The sequence below is a fragment of the Paenibacillus sp. P13VS genome (genome assembly GCF_015143645.1).
Taxonomy (GTDB): domain Bacteria; phylum Bacillota; class Bacilli; order Paenibacillales; family Paenibacillaceae; genus Paenibacillus; species Paenibacillus xylanilyticus_A.
Genome location: NZ_WYEV01000016.1, coordinates 44,823 through 67,326 on the forward strand (window position 1 = coordinate 44,823; position 22,504 = coordinate 67,326).

The window sequence follows — 22,504 nt, forward strand, 5'->3', positions numbered from 1 at the left end:
CTTAATATCATTTGTTTAAATTTCTTATAAATCCTTTCTCGCAAACAAATAAGTAGTTAACACATAGGATGCACCGAAGATGAATATTATCCCAATCGATATCATGGCTATAAGTTGCCCATCCAGACCTTTCTCATTGACCATGGTCATAAGAACAGCAAAAGGCTGAGCAAGAAGAATGAGTGCAACCATAAATATAGCATTGATTATTCCTGCTCCCTTTTTACTCAGTGCATAAAAGAGCGGCATATAGATGGATACCAGCACCAATACCATGCCTATGGAAACCATAATGTCCATGAAGGTATAGCTTGGCTTATTCAGCTGAGGGAAATTCAAGTGAACCAGCCAGTGAATTCCGAACGAGGCGAGCACACCAAATAAGGTATACAGGATCGCAGATACATACTTGGCTTGCACGATATTTTTGCGGCTGACCGGCAGGGTAACCAGGAAATTATGATTATGGTTTTTGATATCAATCATGGTTGCCAGAATCACGGAACCAAATGCCGTGTAGATCCCGACAAAATACATCGACATTTCATGGTTGGGTATGAATGCCAGGCTAAACACAACGAGATATAATCCAATCGTCCACAGTGAACTTCTTAGCGCTATGAAATCTTTGCGAAGCAGGTTAAGCATGTTTGCGTCCCCCTTTTGCCGTAAAGTAGATCAGATCCTCCAAGGTAGGTCTTTGCAAAAGGGCAAAGCTTCCGAATAACCTTGCAGCCTCTTCCCTATTGTCTGCCAGTGCCTCAAAACCAACGGCTGTCTCGCGAATTCCGATAAATTGATTTCGGGTATCCCCATCTAACAGCTCCCTATCTCCTTTTACGATCGTATATCTCTCCAGTACATCATCTTTCGTTTCGTTAAACACAAGTTTGCCCTGATTAACAAATGCAATATAGTCCGCTATACGCTCCAGATCCGTCGTGATATGCGTTGAGAAGATAATGGATCTTGTCTCATCCTGTATCAGATCCGAGAGCAGATCCAGAAGCTCTCTTCTAAATACAGGATCAAGACCGGATGTCGGCTCATCCATAATGAGAAGATCAGCATCGTGTGACATAGCGATGGCCAGAGAGAACTTGATTTTCATCCCCTTGGACAAATCAGCGATCTTCTTCTTCGGCGACAATTCGAATTGCTCCAGGTATCCATTGAATTGCTGCTCATCCCACTTCTTATAAAAGGGTGCAATCATTTTTTTCATTTCACGGATCGTCAGATGTTCATAATAAAAGCATTCATCCGATACGACACCAATACGCTGCTTAATATTTACTTCCTGAGCGGGCATCTCATGTCCCAATGTCCTGATCGTACCCGAGTCTGGGTGGATCAAGCCAATGATCATTTTGATCAGGGTGCTTTTCCCCGCCCCATTCGGTCCAATGAGCCCAGTAATATACCCCTGTTTTACATCCAGAGATATATTATCCACCTTAAATAAGGGATACACCTTGCTTAAGTTACGCAGTTCAATGGCATTCATGATGAAGTTTCCTCCTCAGACAACATAGTGAAAAGTTGAATTACATCTTGCTCCGTCATACTTAATTCCTTACTTTCCCGAATAATCTCCAGCATTTTCTCTTCCAGCCGTTTCATCCGCTGCTCCCGAATAAAGTCCTGATTGGCTCCTGAGACGAAACAGCCCTTGCCTACGACGGAGTCAATTAACTTCTCTTTTTCCAGCTCTTCATAGACACGTTTGGTCGTAATCACGCTGACTTGCAGATCCTTGGCGAGCTGCCTGATGGAGGGAAGACTATCCCCGGCAACCAACTCTCCGCTCAAAATACTCTGCCTGATCTGGGTTAATATCTGCATATAGATGGGATCGCTCGAAGCGTTGGATATCAGAATTTTAATGGTCATTCACCTCGTTGGTGTTTATTAAGTGCATAGTGTGTATATATAATATATACACTATGCACTCATTCGTCAATCCATATTTGCCCAGCTTATAAGACGATTACGCGCACAGCAAAAAAGGACGGAAATGTCCGTCCCTCTAAGTTCCATTTATTTTCCCTCATGGCACCACTCTTCAATCGCCCACTATTTCAGCGATGCTGGCAGCTTGACGCCAATCAGTTTGCCTTCGGCCTGTATAATAATCATGCTGCCGGTCTTCAGCGTTGCTTCATGCAAATCAGCCCCGGTTTTCACACGGAATACAGGCTGGCTTGTCAGCATATTGATTCCAAGCAGTGTACCGTTACGCTGCGCACGATAGATTCCTTTGCCATATATGCTAACCTGCGACACTGGAGCATCGCCATTCCATTGAACCGCACTGCCGTTTACCAGCTTAACACCCTTTAATTCGCTATCTGTAACAGAGTCCCTGTAGATTAGACGATCCTGAACAACCGCTACCAGTTCTCCACTCACCCCGCCAGGAGGCTGAAACGTCCTCGTTGGAGCATCACCATTCTTATACGTATTCAGATCATATTCAGCAATCTTGCCTGCCTGTTCAATATATATCTTCCCATTATCAGCCAATGCACTCCCTTGGCCGTGCTCATACGGCGGGTCGCCGGACATTTTCCAAGTGAAGTCCATACTTCCTTTACGTGTTCCTGTCTTGAGATTAAAGGCATTCACCTGTACCTTCCGGTCCGGGTCAGATTCATAATCTTGAAGCAGCGGAGTGTAATAATCGACGGAATATACCAATCCATTTTTAATTTGAAGTGCCTCTCCCTGTCCAAACTCACTCCATAGCTTTTTCCCGGTTTTCTTGTCATAAGCGTTTAATTGCACAGAAGTCAGTGCACCCTGCACAAAGAAGGTTCGCAGCACCACTCCATCGGATTCCTGCAGATACGCTGTACCATTGCCTTCGGCTAATGCTTCATCAGCCTTCCACCGCAGCTTGCCTGTCTTCCGATCAAAAGCATATGTGGTGCTTCCTTTGATGACGTATAGTGTATCTGCAGTAGGAATTAATGCTTCGGTCCGCTCACGCGTATCCACCCATGTGGATGTGCCCGATTGCCATACAGCCTTTCCAGTCTTGGCATTTACCGCATATGGCTTATGGCTGGAGGTTAGACCATACAGAACGCCATTGTCATAAACGATGCTAGGGGTCAGATCTTTACCATATGTCCAGAGCTGTTTGCCCGTTGCTGCATCCAAGGCGACCAGCTTGCGATTAGAAAAGGCAAATACTTTACCGTCTTCTGCAACAGCCTGTTGTCCTTGATAGCTTTCATTCTGATCTGTATAAGAGTCTACCTTCACTGTCCAGGAAGGTTTACGTTCAGGTACAGTTAAATTGGAATATGAATTCCAATTGTAGATGGAGATATCCGCTTTCTCCGCGAGTGCCTGGGAAGGCATCGCGCTGAACCCTCCGCTAACAGCGATGATGGCTGCGGTTAACCCTGTAAGCGTGCGAACGTAGGGATGAGATTTACGTTTTTCTGTTCGTGATTTAGTCTGTTTGTTCGGCATGGAAATCCTCCTTCATGAAAGTGTAAGCTATTAAATCTACTTAATCTTTATTGCGTAAAAAGTAAACATTTGGAACGAATCTAGTATACAAGAGGATTAATATGGGAGCAATTAACAAATTATATTTTGTCTGTAATTTTTTCAACTTGGATCATCTTAAGGTAACCTTTTAAGCTCCCTTTTTCTTAGTAAATAGTGAATATTTCACCAATCTGATTTGCATACTACTCCAAGTAATCCAAATGACATGTAGGAGGCTACTCACTTGAATCAATTTTCACAGTCCCAACAAATTTCCCATCTGGCTCAGCAGCTTACGCAGCAAACACAGCAAGCTTCCATGCAGTATCAACAACTGCTGAGACAGGAGCAAAGCAATGCTCAGCAGCTTGAACAATTGGCTCAACGCGAGCAGCAAGCGGCTCATATGATTCAAACCGCACTTCAAGGACACCAAACCGCTATTCAGCAATTACAACAAATCGCCAATCTCGCTCAACAGCTCGTGAGCACGACTTCTCAACATGTTTCATACTTAGAACAACCTTATAACAACCCAAATGTCAGTATTACTGGGCAAACGTTCGGACAGTATCCAAACCAGCATCGTCAATAAACATATGTATAAAAAAAAGGAACCCAATGATATGGGTTCTTTTTTTTGCAGTTATTATTTCATGTAAGTAAGTACTCAGGCATTCAAGTCATGCAGGCCAGGGCTATGCTCATTAGGAAGTTCCGGCATATATGGGAGTGGGAATCCCTGCGGAGGGTCAGTAACTTTCAGTTCGCCGCCATTACGACTAGGTGATTGGCCGCTATATATTTCAGCAATCCGGGTATTATCCAACCGGAAGTTAAACTGGGCATTATGGAAGCCAAGGTCAACGTATTTTTGGCATTCCGGGTATTTGTTGATATCGTAGTTCGGCACTGGAAACACTTTTCCCCAATTTACACCCAACGTTTCGAGGGCCTTCGCGAATGCATTTTGATGTGAATTATCACGAACGATCAGGAAACCCAACGTTTCACGAAACGCTTTGTTTGTACTCATTTCATAGATTCTTGTTTTTTGTAATACTCCCGTCGATTCCAATACAACGTTGTCAAGCAAATTGCTGACCAGATTGCCATGATCGTAGACGTAATTCCCAAGCCATGGGTTACCTGCTGCATCTACAGGCAGAGAACTCTGTGCCCCCATAATATAATGATGCGGATTCGCATGTTTGATGGCTTCGTCGAGTGGAGCTCCGTCCAGGCCGGCATCGCCTGCCCCCTCCGCTCCTGCTCCGGTCAATAATTGATTTATCGTTTGCTGTACCAATTCGATGTGGCTTAATTCCTCCAGAAATACACCACGAAGCAGGTCTCTGTATTGTGTTGCTTTTCCGCGGAAGTTGCTGCTCTGGAAGAAAAACTGCATCATCGTACGCATTTCTCCAAATTGTCCGCCCAATGTTTCCTGTAACACTTTGGCTGCTGCCGGATCCGGTTTATCCGGAACAATCATATTAATCAGATCTTCTCTATAAAAAAACATGGTTGTCCTCCATTCAAGTGAATTACAGCCTTAGTTTCTGCCTTCTTCCTGGATTTATGTGATATCAAGCTCACCCAATGATTGGATTCGGAGCAAGAATATAATTCTTTGATTAAGGAGAACCTAACCCGGTAAAACGACTGAATATTTGGAGGGATACGATAAAATGGGTATATTGAGTGGCAATCCCAAAGACGAACCCATGCACTACGGAGAAATCTTCAGCGTGTGGCAATGCTCCATGGTGGCAAAAGGCTCCATTTCCTGTTACCAGGCGTACATGAACCATGCAGGAGATAAGGATCTGAAAAAAATCCTTGATGACCTGCTGGATCAGGCCAAACTGGAAATTAAAGAGTGCGATGCTTTGTTGACCGAGAATGGCATTGCTCCGGCCCCAATGCTGCCCGAAAGACCTCCTGTCAAATTGGAGGATATCCCCGCTGGCGCAAGGTTTACTGATCCTGAAATCGCAGCCAAAATCGCAGCAGACACCTCGTTGGGTCTGGTTGCTGCGAGCCAGGTCATGGGACAATCCATCCGGGAAGATATCGGTGCATTATTCGCCAAATATCACGTAACCAAGACGGCACTAGGCGTGCGCATTTTGCAATTGGTCAAAGAAAAAGGCTGGCTTGTTCCTCCTCCTCTTCAAATCAAAAGACCAGATTCGGAGTAAGCATACGCAGCGCCTAATTTAAGGAACATTCAATGCCCGTTCAAGACAAAGAAGGAGCCGTCATTCTGCTCCCTCTTTGTCTTTTTTGTGTTTCCCTTTTGTTTAGAATTAATTGGACAGGTTATATAGATTTAGAATTAATCAACCATACCATTGGAGGGATTCACATGTTCAGACACCAAAAGGAATTACAATTCGAAGTAAAAGTAGATCGCCCGGATCCCGTATTTGCCCGTCAGGTCCAGGAAGTATTGGGTGGACAATTCGGCGAAATGACCGTAATGATGCAGTACCTCTTTCAAGGATTCAATTGTCGTGGCGAAGAAAAATATAAAGATATGCTTATGGATATCGGCACCGAGGAAATCGGCCACGTTGAGATGCTCTGCGCTTTGATCAGCCAGCTGCTGGATGGCGCCACACCTGCTGAACAGCAAAAAGCAGCTGAGGATCCTGTTACTGCTGCCATTATGGGAGGAATCAATCCTCAACATCTACTGGTGAGCGGACTCGGCGGTTTACCTACGAACTCTACTGGCGTACCTTGGAATGGTTCATATATTGTGGCAAGCGGCAACCTTCTTGCAGATATGCGTTCTAACCTGCATGCCGAAAGTCAGGGCCGTCTCCAGGTTGCACGACTCTATCACATGACTACCGATGAAGGCGTTCGGGCGACGTTCCGCAAAATGTTGGCACGTGACCGTTACCATCAGTATCAATGGATGGCTGCCATTCAGGAATTGGAGGAAAAGAACGGCGTCGTTGTTCCTGCTTCCTTCCCACCAGAGGCCGAGCAGGAATCTCAACCTGAAGCCTATGAGTTCTGGAATCTTTCCGAAGGTACAGAATCCAGTGAAGGTTTGTGGGCGAAAGGAAGTGCTCCAGATGGTACCGGGGATTTCGTGTACGTTTCCAATCCTGTTCCAAAAGGGCAAGTCTACGAGCCTGTCATTCCTGCCACAGAACTACATCATGACCTCGATGGAAAAGCGAGCGATAAATAATCGTTAACCCATTGAAGTATTCATTATATATATCATTTCTTTTACGTTTCTACTCTATTATTTTGGGTACTAATCAATAGACAACGATATCTGGAGGTGTTTCACGATGGCGACGAAAGAACTTGCAGTACACGAGAAACTTGAAATTCATGAACTGCTAACGCTCAAAACATCATGTGCTACTAAAGCGGTTACCATACTGGAACTGGTCCAAGACGAGAAACTAAAATCCTTGATTGAAGACGATCTGAACAATTCATCCCAAGCGATTGAAGAGTTGAAATCCCTATTGAAATAAGGAGGATTCTTATTATGTCTACGACAATGACCAAAGAAATGCTGGTAAAGGCCATCAAGCCAATGGATGATCTTGCGATTGCCACCGATATGCTTCTGTCAGCCAAGTCAGCTGTACGCACTTATGCGATTGCTCTTACCGAAACGGCAACACCACGAGTTCGAAAAGTGCTGAAGGCCCAACTGGACACTGCAATTGATACGCATCAAAAAATCGCCGACTATATGATCAAAAATGAAATGTATCATCCTTACAATATCGAAGAACAAGTTGAGCATGATTTGGAAAAATCGGATACGGCTTTGAAATTAGCGGACTCCAAATAAAATGTTAAAGTTAAACGACTCAGTGTCTACTGAGTCGTTTTGTAGTTCACTATTCCACATTTTCCTATATTCCAATATGTATTTAATATTCATTCCAACTTCATGATTGTCTTAAAGCATCACTTATTAATCTTCATTCTTTTCTTGATAAGAATAACAATTAATAATATGAGCGGAAAAACAATTTGAAATAACGGTGAAGAATAGATCAACGCAATGCCTCGCCCAACTTCAAGATGCTCTGTAAAATTCGGAGACAAGAATGACAGTCCATACAACACAATCCCTGCAGGCAGTACCCATCTCCGGTAACTAGCTCCAGTGATTCTTTCAAGCCCTATTACAGCACCTTGGAAAAAAAAAGCGATCTTAATCCCTAATCCCAAGAACAGGAGCAGCGTGAACAGGGCGTCCATCCGTTCAAGCACCTCTGTCATGTCAATTAATTGAACGGTTTGCAGCAGAGGGAGCGTACTAAACATTGCGATGTCGGGTCCCATAACGAAAATAATGAGTTGATTGATAAATGTTAAACTGACCGCGGTAGCGATATATGCTATGATCACGACTTTGTTCAGATTCTTTCCTTTACGGCCATAAGGATAAAAGACCAAAAACAAAACAACTTGTCCGAATGGAAAGGATATAATTTCTGGAATAGCAGCCTTGAATATGTTTCCCCACCCGTTTTCCAATACAGGCAAACTCAATTCAGTATGAAAAAGACCAGTGGCAGGAATAAGAATACTGATTAACACGTAACCGAAAACTATTACAGGGAACAAAATCATGCAAATGAGGAACAGCACACGATATCCGTACCGCACGGTGTTGGCTACAACCAGCAGACTGATTATACTGATCAACCACATGGGTGTTTTATTTAACAACGTCAACGTGGTAACCTCACTCAGATCCCGCAGATTCCGGGAAGCTTCATAAGCGAAATAACCGATAAATGATAAGCTTACTACTGTTCCCAGTATCTTGCCCATGTAGCGTTTCAACAAAAGGAACAAATCCAGGTCGGGTTCCTGGTGATGAATGGTAAGATGGATAATTAGCAGCAATAGGCCAGCAAATGCTCCAATTAGCATCGCTAACCATGCATCCTGCTTCGCTTCTCCGCCCATTAGAAACAAGGTTGTACTTCCAACTTCGAACAGGGAAAGACCAGCGGCCAATTCGGATACACGAACGGATCCGGCTGAATTCATATTTACACATCTCCTTGGCGTTAATGTTCCCCTTCACTTTCTCCACTTTCCTTATGAAGCAACCGACTGAATGAATCCTGCAGCAGCCCGGTTCGTCTTAGGCTTACGTCGACGTTTACGTTAATCTCCATCTGTGCCAACTCCTGCGGCCACTTTTCTTTTAATGTTTTCCAGTCCTTTGGATGTCTTTGATGAATTTTGTTAGCAATGCTTAACATGTCGGCATGGAGCCGCTGACTTGCTTTCCACCCCTCCATCATCTGCGAGGTAATGATTCGCTCAGCTTGCAGCTGCAATTCGTCAATAATATGTGGGCTTGTTATATCTGCAAGTGTTGTGCTCTCATTCAGTTCAGCTTTGACTTTGGCATTCACCTGAATGCTGTAATGATGACCCGACTTCACGGGCTCAACCTTGACACTTGCTTTTTGAATCAAAAAAGAATTGATTTCACCATGTGTATTGACATAACTCAAATTAGTTCTATTCACTCGGTCAGTTAGCCACGAAATGCCCATACTCTCTCTTTGATTCAATACACCGATTTGCTTATCTTTATAAAATACACTTAATCCTTGAAGTCTTAGCTTGCCTCGCGTTGATGTCTGCCTAAAAATATCGATGGACTCCAGTTGTTTAGTGTCTTGCCCTTTTACTGTGAGGATGGGAATGCCCGCTGAACCACTGTCGGAAGTTATTTTCAAAGCAATTTCATGCAGATTCATGACCGGATAATAGGATCCAAGCTCATGGTTACGTTCTATAATCTGAGATAGTGCCCGGCCAGGTTGTTTTTCTGGTGGTACCAGTTTCTTTAAGTAATCTTTCGCCTGCCCATCTGCGATGATCACCTTAACCGATTCCCTGGCATCGATATTGCGATAGTAGTCATCCAAGATCTCTGACAGTCCATATTGTGCGGCTTCTTGGCCAATTAATATGACATTGGTATGTGAAAAGTATAACTTTTTGGGATTCTCCAGACTGCTTTGGGCTACCGCTTCCCTAATCGTTTTCCCTTGAGATGAAAAGGTAGTCACCGCGGATTGGGATCCACCAGAAGATCCGTTTGTACTGCTTGCAGGAGGAACAATGATCTGATAGGTAATCAACCAGTTACCGTTCTTTCTGTCATATCCTGTTGCAGTCGTAATGCCCAGTTCATTCAGCTCCGTACGATTACCACACCCGGCAATAGAGATCACTGAAACGAGGAGTATAAGGATGTAGAAACACCGGATCACAAAACTGCCTCCCTCTTATCTATCAGGTTCAGGTTCTTGAATATGTTCTACAACACTGTTGGAGCCTGAGGGATATTGATTTGCCGATTGCCTTGTTTTGTTGGGCCCTGCTTTTTCATTCGGTCTCGTCTTCATCGCCCACCAAGGTACCCGCAAGATCAGATCCTTCATGTTTGACTTGTAAAACGGGCTGAAAGGCATCATATAATCCGCACCCAATGACTTGAGCGATATCAAATGAACCAACAATGGCACTGCACCTACCAATATACCGAACAATCCAAGGGTACCAGCCAGCAGCATGAATGGAAAACGCATCAAACGTACTGCTGTTGCCATGCTGAAGTAAGGAATAACAAAGTTGGAGATGGCCGTGAACGATACCACGATAACCATCGCTCCGGAAACCAATCCCGCTTCTACTGCCGCTTGGCCAATAACCAATGCACCTACAATGGATATCGCTGGCCCAATCGCTCGCGGCATCCGAACGCCTGCCTCACGAATGACCTCAAACGTAATTTCCATAAGTAACGCTTCAAGTAACGCAGGAAAAGGCACACCCTCCCGCTGTGCGGCAAGTGTAATTAATAAGGTAGTAGGAATCATCTCTTGTTGGAATGTGGTTAATGCAATGAAAGTAGATGGGAGCAGCAAAGAGACCAAAAAAGACATTAATCGAATGGCTCTCAAAAAAGTAGAAATATCATAACGCTGGTAGTAATCTTCTGTCGTTTGAAAAAAGTTAAAAAAAGTCACGGGGCCAATAAGAGCAAATGGTGTCCCGTCAACAAGTATCGCTACTTGTCCATCGAGCAAACTGCCGGCTACTGTATCGGGCCGCTCGGTATTGATCAGCGTTGGAAAAGGGGTGATCGGAGCGTCCTGAATGAACTCCTCTATGTAACCACTCTCGAGTATACTGTCCGTATGAATGGCGCTTAAACGCTTCGTCACTTCTGCTACCACTTCCGGCTTGGCTATGCCCTGAATATAAGCCACAGCAACCGATGTTTGTGTATAGTCTCCGATATGATGCATTTGAAATTTCAAATCAGGAGTCCGTATTTTTCGCCGAATTAAAGTCATATTGGTATTGATTTCTTCGGTGAAACCTTCCTTAGGTCCCCTAACTACAGTCTGAGAAGTCGGCTCTTCCACTGACCTTCTTGCTCCTCCGGGAATGGGAACTGCTATGGCATAACGCTCACCATCAACCAGTACAACCACATGCCCGGTTAAAATTGCGCGGTAAATCAGATCTGGTGAATCCAGATTTTCAATATGACCCGTAGGTAAAATCCTTCTCACGACATCGTCCGCTCGTAATTCCTCATTAGATGGGGCAGTATTAACAAAATGGACGACATGTTCCATTAGCTCTACAAGCAGGACTGGGTCAGTTAAACCTTCAATATAGCAAACCGCTAATGGGATATCATAGGCTGCAGATTCAGCAAATTCACGAACCACAAAATCCGGACTATTCTTAAAAGCTTCTCTAATGGAGCTAAGTGTATTTGAAAGTGATGGATCCAGTTTTGCAAATGGCTTTGTTTGATTTTGAAAGGATTTCTCGTTCTTCTGAGGTAGCGGTTGTGATTGAAATACTCTTTTCATCCAACGGAGTAGCATAATCTCACCTCCTTTATTTCCGTTTAATATGGATCATTTCCGTAAAGATTATGCCAAAATCTAGATGTTGTCCTATTTAAGTATTCCTTGGAATAAGCTGATAAAGTACATGAAAGGAGAGGACAACGTTCATGGTACTAGGATAAATCTTACTGGGGATTTCGTTATCAGCCCCAATCGGTCCCATCAATGCTGCTCAGTTGGACAAGGGTGCGAAAGCCGTTAAATTCCTTTTTTTCATTTAAGCTTGCTTTTGCGAAGTCTCATCCCGGTAATGTGGAAGCTGGGACTTTCCAGGGGGTTATGCGGCTCTTCTTCCTGAGCTGTGCTGGTGGGCTCTTCCTTTTGCTTCTTCCGAACCCTTTGCACAATCATATCGCTAATTCCAATAACTAAGACAAGCAGCAGACTGATAAAGAAGCCGGGTCGACTCAGGGGATGGAAAAGCGTACCTGTTACAGCGAGGCCAATCAGTACCAGCCCAATCCATCGTTTGACAACGCTGAACCTCCCTGCTTTCAGAAGGCGGCCAGAAGATAACAAAATGAACAACCAATTGTACATGAGCATCAATCCAGCCGCAGTTGTTACATATTCATAGACCTTGCCAGGAAGCAGCAAAGACATGACGATGGTTGCGATAAGGCCGCATCCGATCAGTGAGAGTGCGGATAATGGATACTTCTTCTTCCATTTTCGCGAGAACAACCGCGGAGCGTCTCCTTCCTGTGCCAATGTCAGCATCATGGAGGTCACCGCATAAAGTGACGCCGTCATGGTAGAGAAACCTGCTACAATCAACACTCCATTGAACAAATGCGGAACAAATGCCAAATGATCACTGCTCAGTGCCAGTACAAAGGGACTCTCTTTGGGATTAAAGGCACCAAGCGGAACCATGGTCAAAGCAAGTCCGATCGACACAACGTAAACCGTTGAAAGCGAGATCAGCATCACTTTGCCTGCCTTGGGAGCCTCTTCCGGCTTTTGAAGCCGGTAGGACATAATTCCGAGTACCTCAATTCCCCCATAGGCATAAAAAGCAAATAGGAATGCAGACCACAGACCGATCCCACCTTTCGGGAAAATTTCAGTCATGCTCAGCGGTACGTTATGCTCGTACTTCGTTCCCCCAATCCACCCTGCGAGAAGCGCGATAGCAAGTACCAGAAACATAAGAATGGCTGCGATCTTAATAATGGCAAGTACATTTTCAACCCGGTCAAACCCTTTATTTCCGAAGAACACGATGCATAGCCCTACAATTCCAAATCCGGCTGCAAATATCCAGAGAGGAACATTCGGGAACCAAAAACGCGAAAAAATGGACAAGGCCGTCAACTGACTTCCCATAATTAGCAGCTCGGAAAACCAATACACCCACCCACTGGCAAAGCCAGCCCAGCTTCCGAATGCCTTCTTGGCATAGGAACGAAAAGATCCCTGCTCTGGGTGATCCGATGTCATTCTAGCCAAGGCATCAAAAACTACATATGTACCGAGGGCAGCCAAAATGTAAGCCAGTAATACTGCCGGGCCACCGATCGAAATCGCGAGGCTGGAGCCCAGAAAGTAGCCTGTACCAATCGTGCCTGCTACACCAAGCAAGCTGAGCTGCCACCATTTTAGTTTCTTATCCTCCGTTGAGGTCTCTGATGCTTTACTCATTTCTTCATTCCTCTTCTGTAATATTTTGGACCGCTTAAGGTATCCTTTCCCAATTGGTCCTTTTTCATGTTGAAGGCAGAAAAACAAAAAAAGCGAACGATAGGGCAAGCCCTTCATCCGCTCATATATTCACATTAATTATTGAATTGGAATTAAACCCACAACCGGATGTGGCACATAAGTTTCTTCCAACCACGCGACTTCTTCTGCTGTCAGCTTCAGGTCCATGGCTGCAAGGGCATCCTCCAGATGTGATATCTTCGTCGCACCGATAATGGGAGCTGTTACGGGCTGCTTCTGCAGAAGCCATGCCAGAGCAATGTGAACCCGCGGAACACTGTGCTTACTTGCGATCTCTGCAACCCGCTCTACAATGAAGCGATCCGTATCGGCAGTAGAGTCGTATTTGGATTTCTGCACCTGATCCGTCTCCGAGCGATGCGTTGATTCCGACCAGTCACGTGTCAGTCTACCTGAAGCAAGCGGGCTGTAGGGAATGACTCCGATCCCTTCCTCCTTGCATAGGGGAAGCATCTCTCGTTCCTCTTCACGGTACAGTAAGTTCAGATGATTTTGCATGGAAACGAATTTGGTCCAGCCATTGCGCTCAGCGACAAACAAGGCCTTTTGGAACTGCCAGGCGTACATCGCAGAAGCACCAAGATATCTTACTTTTCCGGCTTTGACTACATCGTGTAATGCCTCCATGGTTTCTTCGATTGGGGTATGGTAGTCCCAGCGATGAATTTGATACAGATCTACATAGTCAGTTCCAAGCCGCATCAGACTCTTATCAATTTCGCTCATGATCGCTTTGCGGGACAATCCGGCGCCGTTCGGTCCTTCATGCATTCGTCCATGCACCTTGGTGGCAATAACAACCTCGTCTCGTTTGGCATAATCTTTCAAGGCCCGCCCAAGGATCTCTTCACTTGCTCCCAGAGAATAGACATTCGCTGTATCAAAAAAGTTAATACCAAGCTCCAGAGCCTTCTTAATGACAGGCCGGCTATTCTCCTCGTTCAGTACCCATTGATGAATCCATCGGCTGGCATCCCCAAATCCCATGCATCCCAGGCAAATTCTAGAGACATCCAACCCTGTCTTCCCCAGCTTCACATACTCCATTTTCTCATCCTCCTCGTTATTCTTTTCTTAAGTTCTGTCGTCTATATTCCGTTGGCGAAAGATCAAAGCGCATTTTAAACACCTTGGAAAAATGAGTCGTATTTTCGAAGCCGCAGGCGTAACAGATATCCGTTACCGATTGTGTCGACTCGAGCAGGAGCTGACTGGCCAGATCCAGTCTGCGATTACGTATCCATTTTAACGGAGAAGTGTTATACAATGCCCGAAATTCCCGCTTGAACGTCGACAGGCTTTTGCCAGACAAATAGGCCAGATCTTCGATGGAAACGGGATTGGTCACATTCTCTTCTACGACTTGTTCAATCTGACTCCGTTCAGTAGGATGGGGATACAGCAGCTGTTGCAGCAAGTTTGTGTTTGCTTCAGCAAGATGAAACAGCAGCTCCATGAACTTGACGCCGACCAATCCGTCGCTGATCGAATCAGATTGGTGAAAATATGATTTTAGGGAGTTAATATATGCTCTCATTGGGGCGGTAACTGTAATGACAGATACCTGGGCGACCTCACTTGTGAAAAGAATGGCCTTCCAATCTGCAAAATCTGCGAACTTATGAAGTATATCCCCGTTCAGATAAAACATCATATAATCCAGCAAATATTCAGTACCAGGCTCACCCGACTTTTCGTAGTCTACTTTGATCGCTTTGTGCAAGAATATCATTTCATTGCTCCGTACCGTATGCTTTTCGTTCTTGTATTTAACCGTATATACACCTGATTTAACGAACAGCAGCAGATGATTTTTCAGGAAAAAGCTTCCTCTGGTTCCCTGCGTATGCAAGCAAAACTGGATGACTGTCAGCCCATTCCATTTCAAGCTTCCCTCTTTGTCTGGTGCCTGTTCCATTCCTTTTGGAGCATGAATTAGTTTTTCAGTTCGTTGTACATCCATTCTTCTTCCTACCTTCTGTCATCTCCTGCAAACATAACCATAACGCTTTTCTGCAAGAAATACTTTGCTCTGAAGCTCAAGACATGTGATCATTTCGTTCATTCTTCTAAAGGGAATGCATCCGTCAACGCCAAATCAATGAAACTAAAAACGGGTTCCAGTAAACTGGCTCCCGTTCTCTCTTCTATTCTCTTGGGTTATGACCCATTTACCCTCTAGGATATTTATTCTTATCCGCTTCCGTAATCGCTCGAATGACTCTGCATGGGTTGCCTGCAGCAATGACTCCTGCCGGTATATCCTTCGTCACTACGCTTCCCGCGCCGATCACCGTATTATCTGCAATCGTTACACCTGGCAGCACAGATACGCCTCCGCCAATCCACACATTGTCCCCTACGGTAATCGGGAGGGCAATCTCCAACCCTTGATTGCGCTGTTCAACATCCAGGGGATGGCCAGCAGTGTAAAATCCGCAATTCGGTGCAATGAACACATTGGCGCCAAAGGTAATCTTCGCTGCATCCAGCATCACCGTATTATGATTACAATAGAAGTTTTCTCCAATCTCAATGTTGTATCCTTGATCACAATAAAAGGGCTGTTCTATCCAAAACTTCTCTCCTGTTTTCGCCAAAAGTTTTTTCATAATGGCTTCTCTTTCGGATATCATGCGCGGACGAAGCTGGTTGTAGTCGTAGCACAGCTCTTTTGCTTCAAGGCGTTCGTTTACCAATTGTGGGTCGTTGTTATTATCATATAAGAGTCCTTGTTGTGCTTTTTCTTTCTCGGTCATCGTCATTCGTGTAAGCTCCTTCGATGTGTCTATTTGGGTAGCCAATATTCTATGTATGGACGCAGCAATGCACAATACAACTATTATAAATTCATCAGTTAGCAAATTACAAAAAAACACGAGTGACCTCCTGGATCACTCATGTTTCATTCAGCTGCCGCTGTCTCTCTATTCATTCAATGCTGTCTTAATTAAGGCATTAACCCGTGAATTGAAGAGCAGACCAATATGGGAAACCAGCGAAACCTGTATGTTATTCGCGCCGCTCAAACGGGAAAGTGCAGGAGATACAATCGTGTCACTGGTAGAGTAGATGGAAGTAACCTCAACTCCCTCTGGCGCTGAAGATGTTGTCAAACGATTGGCGCCTCCCAAGGTGACCAGCTTGTCTACTTTGGTAGAACCCCCACGGTTTAATATGTAATATAAACTATTAGCCCCGCCCATACTATGAGCCACAATGTTGACTTTGCTATGACCTGTTTCCCTAAGTACATTGTCTACGAATTGACTGATAGCTGCAGAATTCAACAGCTGATTTCCCTGCTTGCTGGGCAGATCAATCGCAAACAGCTCATCTCTGGACCAGCCTTGACCACGCAGATAACTTTCAATATAAGTGAAATTGCTATCGGAGCCTGTTAATCCATGAACAAAGACAACAGGTGTCCGTTCTGTCGCAGCGAATGTCTTAGAGCTCTGACCGATACCAGGTAACGAAATGGCTATAAGTATGCTCATGACCATGGCAAAAAACAATTTACTCTTTTTCACATCATTCACTCTCCTAAAATATAATTTACACTATATATAATATAAGTTAATATATGGAATATAAATGGATCTTTAGTCTCAAATTTAATAGATTAAATCGTTAGTAAAGATTTCCTTTAGCCATCCACCCCCTTCTCTGTTATGCTGAATGACGGCAAATTTCAATTTACAGGAGGAACTTCCTAGATGAGACAAACGATTAACCGCATCACTCTTTGCTTCTTCGCCATGATCCTTGTGGTATTCCCTATTTCGTGGAGCAAAGCCCAGGCTGCCGATTCGTACAAATCGCTGGATTTGTATTTCCCGACAGATATTGATGGCCACTGGGCATACGATACGCTTGACAACTTCGTTAACGCTGACCTTCTTAACGGTTACAGCCTGGGCAATGGCGAGGTCGCTCTTAAGCCCAATCATCCCATCACTCGTGCAGAATTCGTAGCTATTCTTGTTCAGGCTACAGGACTACATAGTACAGCTCAGGGAAAATCCTTCAGTGATGTAAAAGCAGGCAAATGGTATGCGGAGTCCATTCGGATTGCCAGTTCACTTGGCGTCGTTGGGGGTGTAAGCAGCACTGAATTCGGACCTGACCTCCCGATCACACGCGGTGATATCGCGGTAATGGTCGTACGTGCGTTCTCCGATACAGTCGAGTTTAAAGGTGAATCCATAACCTTCAAGGACGTTCCAAACTATTATGCAGCTTCCGCCATTACCAAAGCGAGCCAGGCTGGTATTGTTTCAGGAATGACAACAACTACGTTTCAGCCTTTCGCAAAAGCTACACGTGCTCAAGCTGTAGTTATGCTTGAACGAGCTTTACAATTGGAGCAAACCGAGCTGCCGGAGGCATCTGAACTGACGGCACTGGCTTCCACTGCTACGGACTCGGAAATTCAAGCCATGACGGATCATAACTATGATCAGCTGTCCGTAACCTATGCAACCTATTACACCGGATATCAGCTTTCATCCAATTTTACGTCTCTGGAGGATATCACTTCTGTAGTAGATGAGGGAACCACAATGGATATTGAGATGCTCTCCCAACCGAATTTTACTGTCATCGAAACCTCTAACCGTTTGGCTGTATTAGAAGCAGAAGGCGGCAAGATGAAAGTAACGATCCATTCGGGTAAAGAACAACAGGAAGAAACGGTTTCCATGGACGGATTGTATAAACTCAAAAAAATGAATGATAACAGCTGGAAAATCTATGCCATCCTGCCTTATGAAGAATAGGGACTAATCTATCATTCATTTCATTAACACTAAAAAACCACTGAATCCTCATTCAGTGGTTTTTGGTTCTAATAGATTATCCATCAATTCGTAACACCCTGTTACGGCAGCTTTCTTGCTTTGAGCGCCAATTCGTAGGCGTTTCCCCCTCCCATAGCCGGAATGCCCGATAAAATGAATTCTGGTCTTCATACCCTACAAGAAAGGCCACTTCTTTGATATCAAGTGACGGATCAGCTAGGTATACTCGAGCCTGCTCATGTCTGGCTTGGGTCAGCAGCTGCTTGAAGCTGGTGTTCTCATCGGTGAGTCTGCGCTGTAGTGTCCGATTACTTACGCCTAACTCCTGCGCTACGATTTGGATATCGGGACGTCCACCTGTTAGGCTCCGTTTAAGAATCCATACGACCGCTTCTGTCATGGATTGAGCCTGTTTCTGTTCGTCCAGCGAGCGATCCAGTATGGGCGTCAGCATCTCAAGCAGCTCTTCGTTATAGGAGATGAAGGGCAGATCCAGATCTTTTTGACGCAAAATCAATCGATTCCTTGGTGCACCCATCCGGATATGGCAGCCGAAGTAAGCTTCCAGAGCCTTTACGTCTCCCATAGGCTGTGAGAATTCGACCTGCATTGCATTCAAAGACTGCCCTGTACCACGACGTCCCAGCTCCAGAAGAAAGGCCAGCGTAATTCCAACCAGGACGGGAGGTCCGAATGGTCCACCATTCATCCACTCCAGTTCAATAATACAGCGATCCTCCTCCTCGGTAATGTGCAAGCTTTCGGGAGGACACATTCGTTTGTACCGAGCCATCCGATATAGCGCATCACGGTAGTCACGGGCATGGTAAGTGGCTAGTACACTTGGTGGATAGTGGGCTGTTTCATAAGCGGTTGCCAGTTTGATGATTCCTTCAGCCGTGTCACCCATGAGGTCGGAATAAGCCTGCCAGATTGCAAAATATTCGTCAGTATTGACGATTGTATTCGTAAGCTTGGTGAGTGGCAGTTGTGCTCTGCGGGCTACGACACGGGTGTCGATCCCCATTTGCTCCAAGCCTGCCCAGAATCCGGCTGGAATCTTAATACGTTCAATGGAATGCGGCTTCATCTTTCGGTCTCCTTCGATTGATCATAAGTATAAACAAGAATACTCCTTCATCTACCAGATGTCTAATCTCATGGTCATGCCAAATAGAAGAACAACCAAAACCACACCCCCCTCATAAACTGACCTAACCCCTTTGCCTTCAATGCAAAAAAGCCGCCATGATGGCGACTTCTTGTTCTTGCAATATAAATTATTTCTTAATAATTCCTTGCTTGATCAGCTCGTTCACATTAAGCGATTGGTCATAAGGAACATCGATCTTGCCTTCATTCACCAGTTGAATGATCTCATCCCGATAAGGGCTTTCGAGGTCGATTCCAACGATCTCCCAGTTATTGTCCACTTCCGGAGAAATCTCCTGATGCTCTTGAATATATTCCACCAGGTAATCCCGAATGCTGCGTGGTGATTCCCAATCGCGGTTTGCTTCTACCAATTTGTAAGCTTTCAGTGCACTGCTGTATCGATAGTTGTTTACAGCAAGCTTCAGTTCTTGTGTATCAGCCAGAGGCTTGCCTTGATACATTACATCGATGATACGCTGCCCTGCAGGCTTGGACAGGTCGATTTTGTAGTCTACGCCAGCAAACATGTCATACAAATAACCTGGAACCTCAGGATCAAAGCTGATCGAAACGTCTCCCTCTTTCCACTGATTGTAGTGTGAAGCAGACCATTCCATATACGCCTTCAGTTCTTTACCCGTAACCTTAACGGTATAGAGCACATTATCGAATTTGTAAATATCGAAAATATTCGCATATGTGATATTGCCTTTTTTCAGATTGGAGGTGTCTTTGAAGAGTGCAGCGGCCGAAACATCCGCTCCGCTCACTTCCATCTGAACCTTGTTGATCAGATCAACCACGGCTGTATCTTGAAGCTTGCCTTCAGGAATCCCATTAATTTCATTCACAGGCTGGAAGTCCTCGGTTGCCTGACCGAAGATACCACCAGACGAGCCTTCCGCTCCAGCAGAACCACCACCTGTAATGAATTGGATCGTAGCTTCGTGCTCTTCCTTCACCAGGTCACGAATCGCTGGATCAGGGGTGTAGGAAGCCATGTCTACCACTTGAACCTGACGGTCCGTCACTTTATTTTTACCTTGTTCTTTTTTCACTTCAATATCAAAACGAACAATGTCACGACCAAGGTTGCGAGGGCCACCGATGACGGTTTGTCCGATTTTTTCGTTAACCACGATGTGCATGTGCCCAACCAGCATGGCATCAAGTTCAGGCACCATATTTACAATTCGTTCAGCGGAGTCTGAAGCTCCGTCTTCGTCGAACTCAGCAAACATGCCTGCATGAGCGCTCGCGATAAGTACATCCACTTTTTTCTCATTTTTGAGGTATTGTGCATACTTCTTCACCGTTTCACCCATATGCTCAAACGTAAGGCCGTCTACCTTATCGCCATCCCAACGGGGTACATTTGGTGTCGTTACACCGATAATCCCTACTTTAATGCCATCCACATTGATAATCGTGTACGGCTCGCCTAGCGTCCCGCCATCTTCTGTCTTGATGTTGGCTCCAAGTACGGGGAAGTTCAGTTCTTTCATAATTCGATCCACATGATCGAGTCCAAAGTTGAATTCATGATTACCAAAAACCATGGCATCGTACTTCATGGCATTCATGGCTTTGGAAACAGGATGAATGACATCCGTGTTTTTACGATAAATATCATCTGTTAAAATATTGCCTTGATATGTGTCCCCGTTGTCAATCAACAGCACGTTAGGGGAGGTCTTCTTCACTTCATTGACATATGTAGATATCCGTGCGAGCCCGTTATTCGTTGTTTCCGCACTATCTTCATAAGTATAGCCCCACAGATTCCCGTGCACGTCAGAGGTGCCCAGAATGGTGATTGTAGTGGATTCAGCTTCCTCTTCTTTTTGAGGAACCTCACTACCTGTGGATGGCTTCTCAGGAAGCTTTAACTTTTGGCCCACTTGAAGGACATTCACGTTTTTCAATCGATTGAGCTTTTGCATCTCTGCTACGGTTGTCCCATTTGTTTTGGCGATGGTCCACAACGTATCTCCTTTTTTAACGGTGTACGTCTCGGCAGCCGCAATTCCACCAAAAAGAGTAGAGAACACCAATACCATGATGACAATCCAGCTGAGCTTACTACGATGCTTCATAAATCCCTTTCACCTCTTGTCTTATGATGTATGTTACCAGGTCTTTCCTCTAAATCATAACAAGATAAATGAAATAATTGGAGATTAAATTTACGTTTTGAGCTAAATTATTACATTTTGCAACACATTCTTGTCGTTACAGCAGCTACATTACATATATTATTGATAATGATCCAACATTTAGGGGCTACGAATCGAATCATTGTATTGTCATAAAAAAAGCCTGATCCACTTAAGGACCAGGCTTGAAATCAACTATCCTTCCACGATATCTGCTTGCAGAGCAGTCGCGACTTCAATCATCTTAGGAACCACAGCTTCACTGGAAATGGCCACGTACAAATCCCCAGAATATAGCCGGAAAGGAATGTCCATGTTATCCTGTTTCCACATAAAGAAATCTCCATCAATGGACATGGTGCTTTCGGTTCCCTGCACAGTGTAAACCTGTGAATACGTAAAGTCAGGCTGGGTTGCAAAGTATGCCTTGCACTCTTCCAGAGTAATAGTTGGTTCCCCATTTTGTTCCTGCATGGTTCGGGTGATACGGAAACGCTGATTCATTGATATGCCTCCAGATTGATTAATTCAAGACTATATTATCATTCATAATAACAATTTACGCATCGGTTCGGCAAGAAAGGTGCTCGGCAGCCGACAGGGATGTTCATTTTTCTATATAGGCGTGCGAGCTATTCATTGCTGATTGGAATGGAAAAGAACCTCCCTTGGGAGGTCCTGATGATCTTCATATGGACTCTATTGTTGAACCGTGCCTTTGCCTGTTTTTACAGTCTGGACTTCATACATATTTACAGTTGTGCTGATCAGATATGCAGGTTTTTCCTGCCCTCTTTTGTTGCGGTGGCCCTGGATGTGTGCATCGCTTTTCTCCCAGTTTTTCCACGCTTCCTCCGATTCCCAACGAATCATAACCATAACTTCTTCATGTTCCTTGCTCTTCTTGTTGACCATGACGCTAAAATCAATCAGACCAGGCATGTCCACCACTGGGGTTGGGCCGTTGAAACGTTCCAGTACCTTGTCACTGTGCCCCTTTTCGATAACCATACTGCGCGTTTGTATCAACATCAATATTCCTCCTGATTGCAGTTACACGGGAAACCTACCGGCCTAACCGCATTTTGGTATACTCTTTCCACTATTGTAGCCCAATTGAAAATGATTATCAATAAAGCCGAATTAGTCTATCTTGTAATTGGAACTCTATGAAAATTTTGCTATACTACACTATGCTAGATTACTG

23 protein-coding genes and 1 pseudogene are annotated in these 22,504 nt (G+C 44.7%); 7 read left to right on the plus strand and 17 right to left on the minus strand.

The features are described 5' to 3' along the window. Positions 1 to 24 precede the first annotated feature (24 nt). The 4 genes from GUA98_RS26410 to GUA98_RS26425 all read right to left on the minus strand — a co-directional run bounded on the left by GUA98_RS26410 (position 25) and on the right by GUA98_RS26425 (position 3,483). Entirely contained in the window at positions 25 to 648 is a 624-nt protein-coding gene (locus tag GUA98_RS26410; protein WP_153978370.1) for an ABC-2 transporter permease, read from the minus strand. Beyond that, positions 641 to 1,507: an ABC transporter ATP-binding protein gene (locus tag GUA98_RS26415; RefSeq protein ID WP_193724926.1), complete on the minus strand. Its 867-nt coding sequence runs from the start codon at positions 1,505 to 1,507 to the stop codon at positions 641 to 643. The genes GUA98_RS26410 and GUA98_RS26415 overlap by 8 nt, the downstream gene beginning before the upstream one ends. Further along, the gene (locus GUA98_RS26420) at positions 1,504 to 1,887 is read right to left on the minus strand and encodes a GntR family transcriptional regulator (protein WP_095287751.1); all 384 of its coding nucleotides are present in this window, start codon (positions 1,885 to 1,887) and stop codon (positions 1,504 to 1,506) included. Before GUA98_RS26420 ends, GUA98_RS26415 begins: the two co-directional genes overlap by 4 nt. Before the next feature lie 189 nt (positions 1,888 to 2,076). Next, entirely contained in the window at positions 2,077 to 3,483 is a 1,407-nt protein-coding gene (locus tag GUA98_RS26425; protein WP_153978368.1) for a PQQ-binding-like beta-propeller repeat protein, read from the minus strand. Positions 3,484 to 3,748: 265 nt separating this feature from the next. Here GUA98_RS26425 and GUA98_RS26430 point away from each other — a divergent pair, with 265 nt between their 5' ends. Continuing rightward, the gene (locus GUA98_RS26430) at positions 3,749 to 4,099 is read left to right on the plus strand and encodes an AMP-dependent synthetase and ligase (protein ID WP_153978367.1); all 351 of its coding nucleotides are present in this window, start codon (positions 3,749 to 3,751) and stop codon (positions 4,097 to 4,099) included. Between the two features lie 75 nt (positions 4,100 to 4,174). Here GUA98_RS26430 and GUA98_RS26435 read toward each other — a convergent pair whose 3' ends face one another. Beyond that, positions 4,175 to 5,029 carry a manganese catalase family protein gene (locus GUA98_RS26435; RefSeq protein WP_153978366.1) on the minus strand — a complete coding sequence of 285 codons (855 nt, stop codon included), beginning with the start codon at positions 5,027 to 5,029 and terminating at the stop codon, positions 4,175 to 4,177. Between the two features lie 166 nt (positions 5,030 to 5,195). Between GUA98_RS26435 and GUA98_RS26440 the strand changes: the two genes are divergently transcribed. The 4 genes from GUA98_RS26440 (at position 5,196) to GUA98_RS26455 (ending at position 7,339) form a co-directional block, all read left to right on the plus strand. Continuing rightward, entirely contained in the window at positions 5,196 to 5,708 is a 513-nt protein-coding gene (locus GUA98_RS26440) for a DUF3231 family protein (RefSeq protein ID WP_153978365.1), read from the plus strand. Between the two features lie 167 nt (positions 5,709 to 5,875). Next, the gene (locus GUA98_RS26445) at positions 5,876 to 6,715 is read left to right on the plus strand and encodes a manganese catalase family protein (protein WP_095287311.1); all 840 of its coding nucleotides are present in this window, start codon (positions 5,876 to 5,878) and stop codon (positions 6,713 to 6,715) included. Between the two features lie 106 nt (positions 6,716 to 6,821). After that, positions 6,822 to 7,013: a spore coat protein gene (locus tag GUA98_RS26450; RefSeq protein ID WP_153978364.1), complete on the plus strand. Its 192-nt coding sequence runs from the start codon at positions 6,822 to 6,824 to the stop codon at positions 7,011 to 7,013. A gap of 14 nt (positions 7,014 to 7,027) precedes the next feature. Beyond that, positions 7,028 to 7,339, plus strand: coding sequence for a spore coat protein (locus GUA98_RS26455; protein ID WP_153978363.1), 312 nt, complete (start codon positions 7,028 to 7,030; stop codon positions 7,337 to 7,339). Positions 7,340 to 7,458: 119 nt separating this feature from the next. On the opposite strand, the gene GUA98_RS26460 is transcribed toward GUA98_RS26455, so the two are convergent. From GUA98_RS26460 to GUA98_RS26470, 3 genes are read right to left on the minus strand one after another with little or no spacing between them, the layout of a single operon-like run. After that, complete coding sequence (locus GUA98_RS26460) at positions 7,459 to 8,556, minus strand: GerAB/ArcD/ProY family transporter (RefSeq protein WP_193724927.1); 1,098 nt, start codon at positions 8,554 to 8,556, stop codon at positions 7,459 to 7,461. A 20-nt stretch (positions 8,557 to 8,576) separates the two neighbouring features. Further along, positions 8,577 to 9,800 carry a Ger(x)C family spore germination protein gene (locus GUA98_RS26465; protein WP_193724928.1) on the minus strand — a complete coding sequence of 408 codons (1,224 nt, stop codon included), beginning with the start codon at positions 9,798 to 9,800 and terminating at the stop codon, positions 8,577 to 8,579. 15 nt (positions 9,801 to 9,815) lie between these two features. Further along, complete coding sequence (locus GUA98_RS26470) at positions 9,816 to 11,435, minus strand: spore germination protein (protein ID WP_153978360.1); 1,620 nt, start codon at positions 11,433 to 11,435, stop codon at positions 9,816 to 9,818. Positions 11,436 to 11,581: 146 nt separating this feature from the next. On the opposite strand from GUA98_RS26470, the pseudogene GUA98_RS29835 reads away from it, so the two are divergent. Then, a pseudogene (locus tag GUA98_RS29835) lies at positions 11,582 to 11,653 on the plus strand (amino acid transporter); the annotation flags it as partial. A 19-nt stretch (positions 11,654 to 11,672) separates the two neighbouring features. On the opposite strand, the gene GUA98_RS26475 reads toward GUA98_RS29835, so the two are convergent. From GUA98_RS26475 to GUA98_RS26495, 5 genes are all read right to left on the minus strand, one after another. Beyond that, complete coding sequence (locus tag GUA98_RS26475) at positions 11,673 to 13,103, minus strand: amino acid permease (protein WP_153978359.1); 1,431 nt, start codon at positions 13,101 to 13,103, stop codon at positions 11,673 to 11,675. A gap of 138 nt (positions 13,104 to 13,241) precedes the next feature. After that, entirely contained in the window at positions 13,242 to 14,231 is a 990-nt protein-coding gene (locus GUA98_RS26480; protein WP_153978358.1) for an aldo/keto reductase, read from the minus strand. Between the two features lie 16 nt (positions 14,232 to 14,247). Continuing rightward, positions 14,248 to 15,147, minus strand: coding sequence for an AraC family transcriptional regulator (locus tag GUA98_RS26485; protein ID WP_153978357.1), 900 nt, complete (start codon positions 15,145 to 15,147; stop codon positions 14,248 to 14,250). A gap of 208 nt (positions 15,148 to 15,355) precedes the next feature. Continuing rightward, positions 15,356 to 15,943, minus strand: coding sequence for a sugar O-acetyltransferase (locus GUA98_RS26490; protein WP_193724946.1), 588 nt, complete (start codon positions 15,941 to 15,943; stop codon positions 15,356 to 15,358). Positions 15,944 to 16,111: 168 nt separating this feature from the next. Further along, on the minus strand, positions 16,112 to 16,690 hold the full coding sequence (locus tag GUA98_RS26495) for an esterase/lipase family protein (RefSeq protein ID WP_193724947.1): 579 nt from the start codon (positions 16,688 to 16,690) through the stop codon (positions 16,112 to 16,114). Positions 16,691 to 16,903: 213 nt separating this feature from the next. On the opposite strand from GUA98_RS26495, the gene GUA98_RS26500 reads away from it, so the two are divergent. Next, entirely contained in the window at positions 16,904 to 17,965 is a 1,062-nt protein-coding gene (locus GUA98_RS26500; RefSeq protein WP_153978356.1) for an S-layer homology domain-containing protein, read from the plus strand. 76 nt (positions 17,966 to 18,041) lie between these two features. On the opposite strand, the gene GUA98_RS26505 is transcribed toward GUA98_RS26500, so the two are convergent. From GUA98_RS26505 to GUA98_RS26520, 4 genes are all read right to left on the minus strand, one after another. After that, the gene (locus tag GUA98_RS26505) at positions 18,042 to 19,076 is read right to left on the minus strand and encodes a helix-turn-helix transcriptional regulator (RefSeq protein WP_153978355.1); all 1,035 of its coding nucleotides are present in this window, start codon (positions 19,074 to 19,076) and stop codon (positions 18,042 to 18,044) included. A 190-nt stretch (positions 19,077 to 19,266) separates the two neighbouring features. Beyond that, positions 19,267 to 21,237, minus strand: a complete 1,971-nt coding sequence (locus tag GUA98_RS26510; protein ID WP_227780143.1) for a 5'-nucleotidase C-terminal domain-containing protein — start codon at positions 21,235 to 21,237, stop codon at positions 19,267 to 19,269. Between the two features lie 255 nt (positions 21,238 to 21,492). After that, entirely contained in the window at positions 21,493 to 21,801 is a 309-nt protein-coding gene (locus tag GUA98_RS26515) for a hypothetical protein (protein ID WP_193724929.1), read from the minus strand. A 195-nt stretch (positions 21,802 to 21,996) separates the two neighbouring features. Continuing rightward, complete coding sequence (locus tag GUA98_RS26520; protein WP_193724930.1) at positions 21,997 to 22,329, minus strand: antibiotic biosynthesis monooxygenase; 333 nt, start codon at positions 22,327 to 22,329, stop codon at positions 21,997 to 21,999. Between the last annotated feature and the right edge of the window lie 175 nt (positions 22,330 to 22,504).

Bases quoted from the DNA above. Each gene is read 5' to 3' on its own strand.
- GUA98_RS26410 (WP_153978370.1), bottom strand. From the start codon at position 648: ATGCTTAACCTGCTTCGCAAAGATTTCATAGCGCTAAGAAGTTCACTG.
- GUA98_RS26415 (WP_193724926.1), bottom strand. From the start codon at position 1,507: ATGAATGCCATTGAACTGCGTAACTTAAGCAAGGTGTATCCCTTATTT.
- GUA98_RS26425 (WP_153978368.1), bottom strand. From the start codon at position 3,483: ATGCCGAACAAACAGACTAAATCACGAACAGAAAAACGTAAATCTCAT.
- GUA98_RS26435 (WP_153978366.1), bottom strand. From the start codon at position 5,029: ATGTTTTTTTATAGAGAAGATCTGATTAATATGATTGTTCCGGATAAA.
- GUA98_RS26440 (WP_153978365.1), top strand. From the start codon at position 5,196: ATGGGTATATTGAGTGGCAATCCCAAAGACGAACCCATGCACTACGGA.
- GUA98_RS26445 (WP_095287311.1), top strand. From the start codon at position 5,876: ATGTTCAGACACCAAAAGGAATTACAATTCGAAGTAAAAGTAGATCGC.
- GUA98_RS26450 (WP_153978364.1), top strand. From the start codon at position 6,822: ATGGCGACGAAAGAACTTGCAGTACACGAGAAACTTGAAATTCATGAA.
- GUA98_RS26455 (WP_153978363.1), top strand. From the start codon at position 7,028: ATGTCTACGACAATGACCAAAGAAATGCTGGTAAAGGCCATCAAGCCA.
- GUA98_RS26460 (WP_193724927.1), bottom strand. From the start codon at position 8,556: ATGAATTCAGCCGGATCCGTTCGTGTATCCGAATTGGCCGCTGGTCTT.
- GUA98_RS26470 (WP_153978360.1), bottom strand. From the start codon at position 11,435: ATGCTACTCCGTTGGATGAAAAGAGTATTTCAATCACAACCGCTACCT.
- GUA98_RS26475 (WP_153978359.1), bottom strand. From the start codon at position 13,103: ATGAGTAAAGCATCAGAGACCTCAACGGAGGATAAGAAACTAAAATGG.
- GUA98_RS26480 (WP_153978358.1), bottom strand. From the start codon at position 14,231: ATGGAGTATGTGAAGCTGGGGAAGACAGGGTTGGATGTCTCTAGAATT.
- GUA98_RS26485 (WP_153978357.1), bottom strand. From the start codon at position 15,147: ATGGATGTACAACGAACTGAAAAACTAATTCATGCTCCAAAAGGAATG.
- GUA98_RS26490 (WP_193724946.1), bottom strand. From the start codon at position 15,943: ATGACCGAGAAAGAAAAAGCACAACAAGGACTCTTATATGATAATAAC.
- GUA98_RS26495 (WP_193724947.1), bottom strand. From the start codon at position 16,690: ATGGTCATGAGCATACTTATAGCCATTTCGTTACCTGGTATCGGTCAG.
- GUA98_RS26500 (WP_153978356.1), top strand. From the start codon at position 16,904: ATGAGACAAACGATTAACCGCATCACTCTTTGCTTCTTCGCCATGATC.
- GUA98_RS26505 (WP_153978355.1), bottom strand. From the start codon at position 19,076: ATGAAGCCGCATTCCATTGAACGTATTAAGATTCCAGCCGGATTCTGG.
- GUA98_RS26510 (WP_227780143.1), bottom strand. From the start codon at position 21,237: ATGAAGCATCGTAGTAAGCTCAGCTGGATTGTCATCATGGTATTGGTG.
- GUA98_RS26515 (WP_193724929.1), bottom strand. From the start codon at position 21,801: ATGAATCAGCGTTTCCGTATCACCCGAACCATGCAGGAACAAAATGGG.
- GUA98_RS26520 (WP_193724930.1), bottom strand. From the start codon at position 22,329: ATGTTGATACAAACGCGCAGTATGGTTATCGAAAAGGGGCACAGTGAC.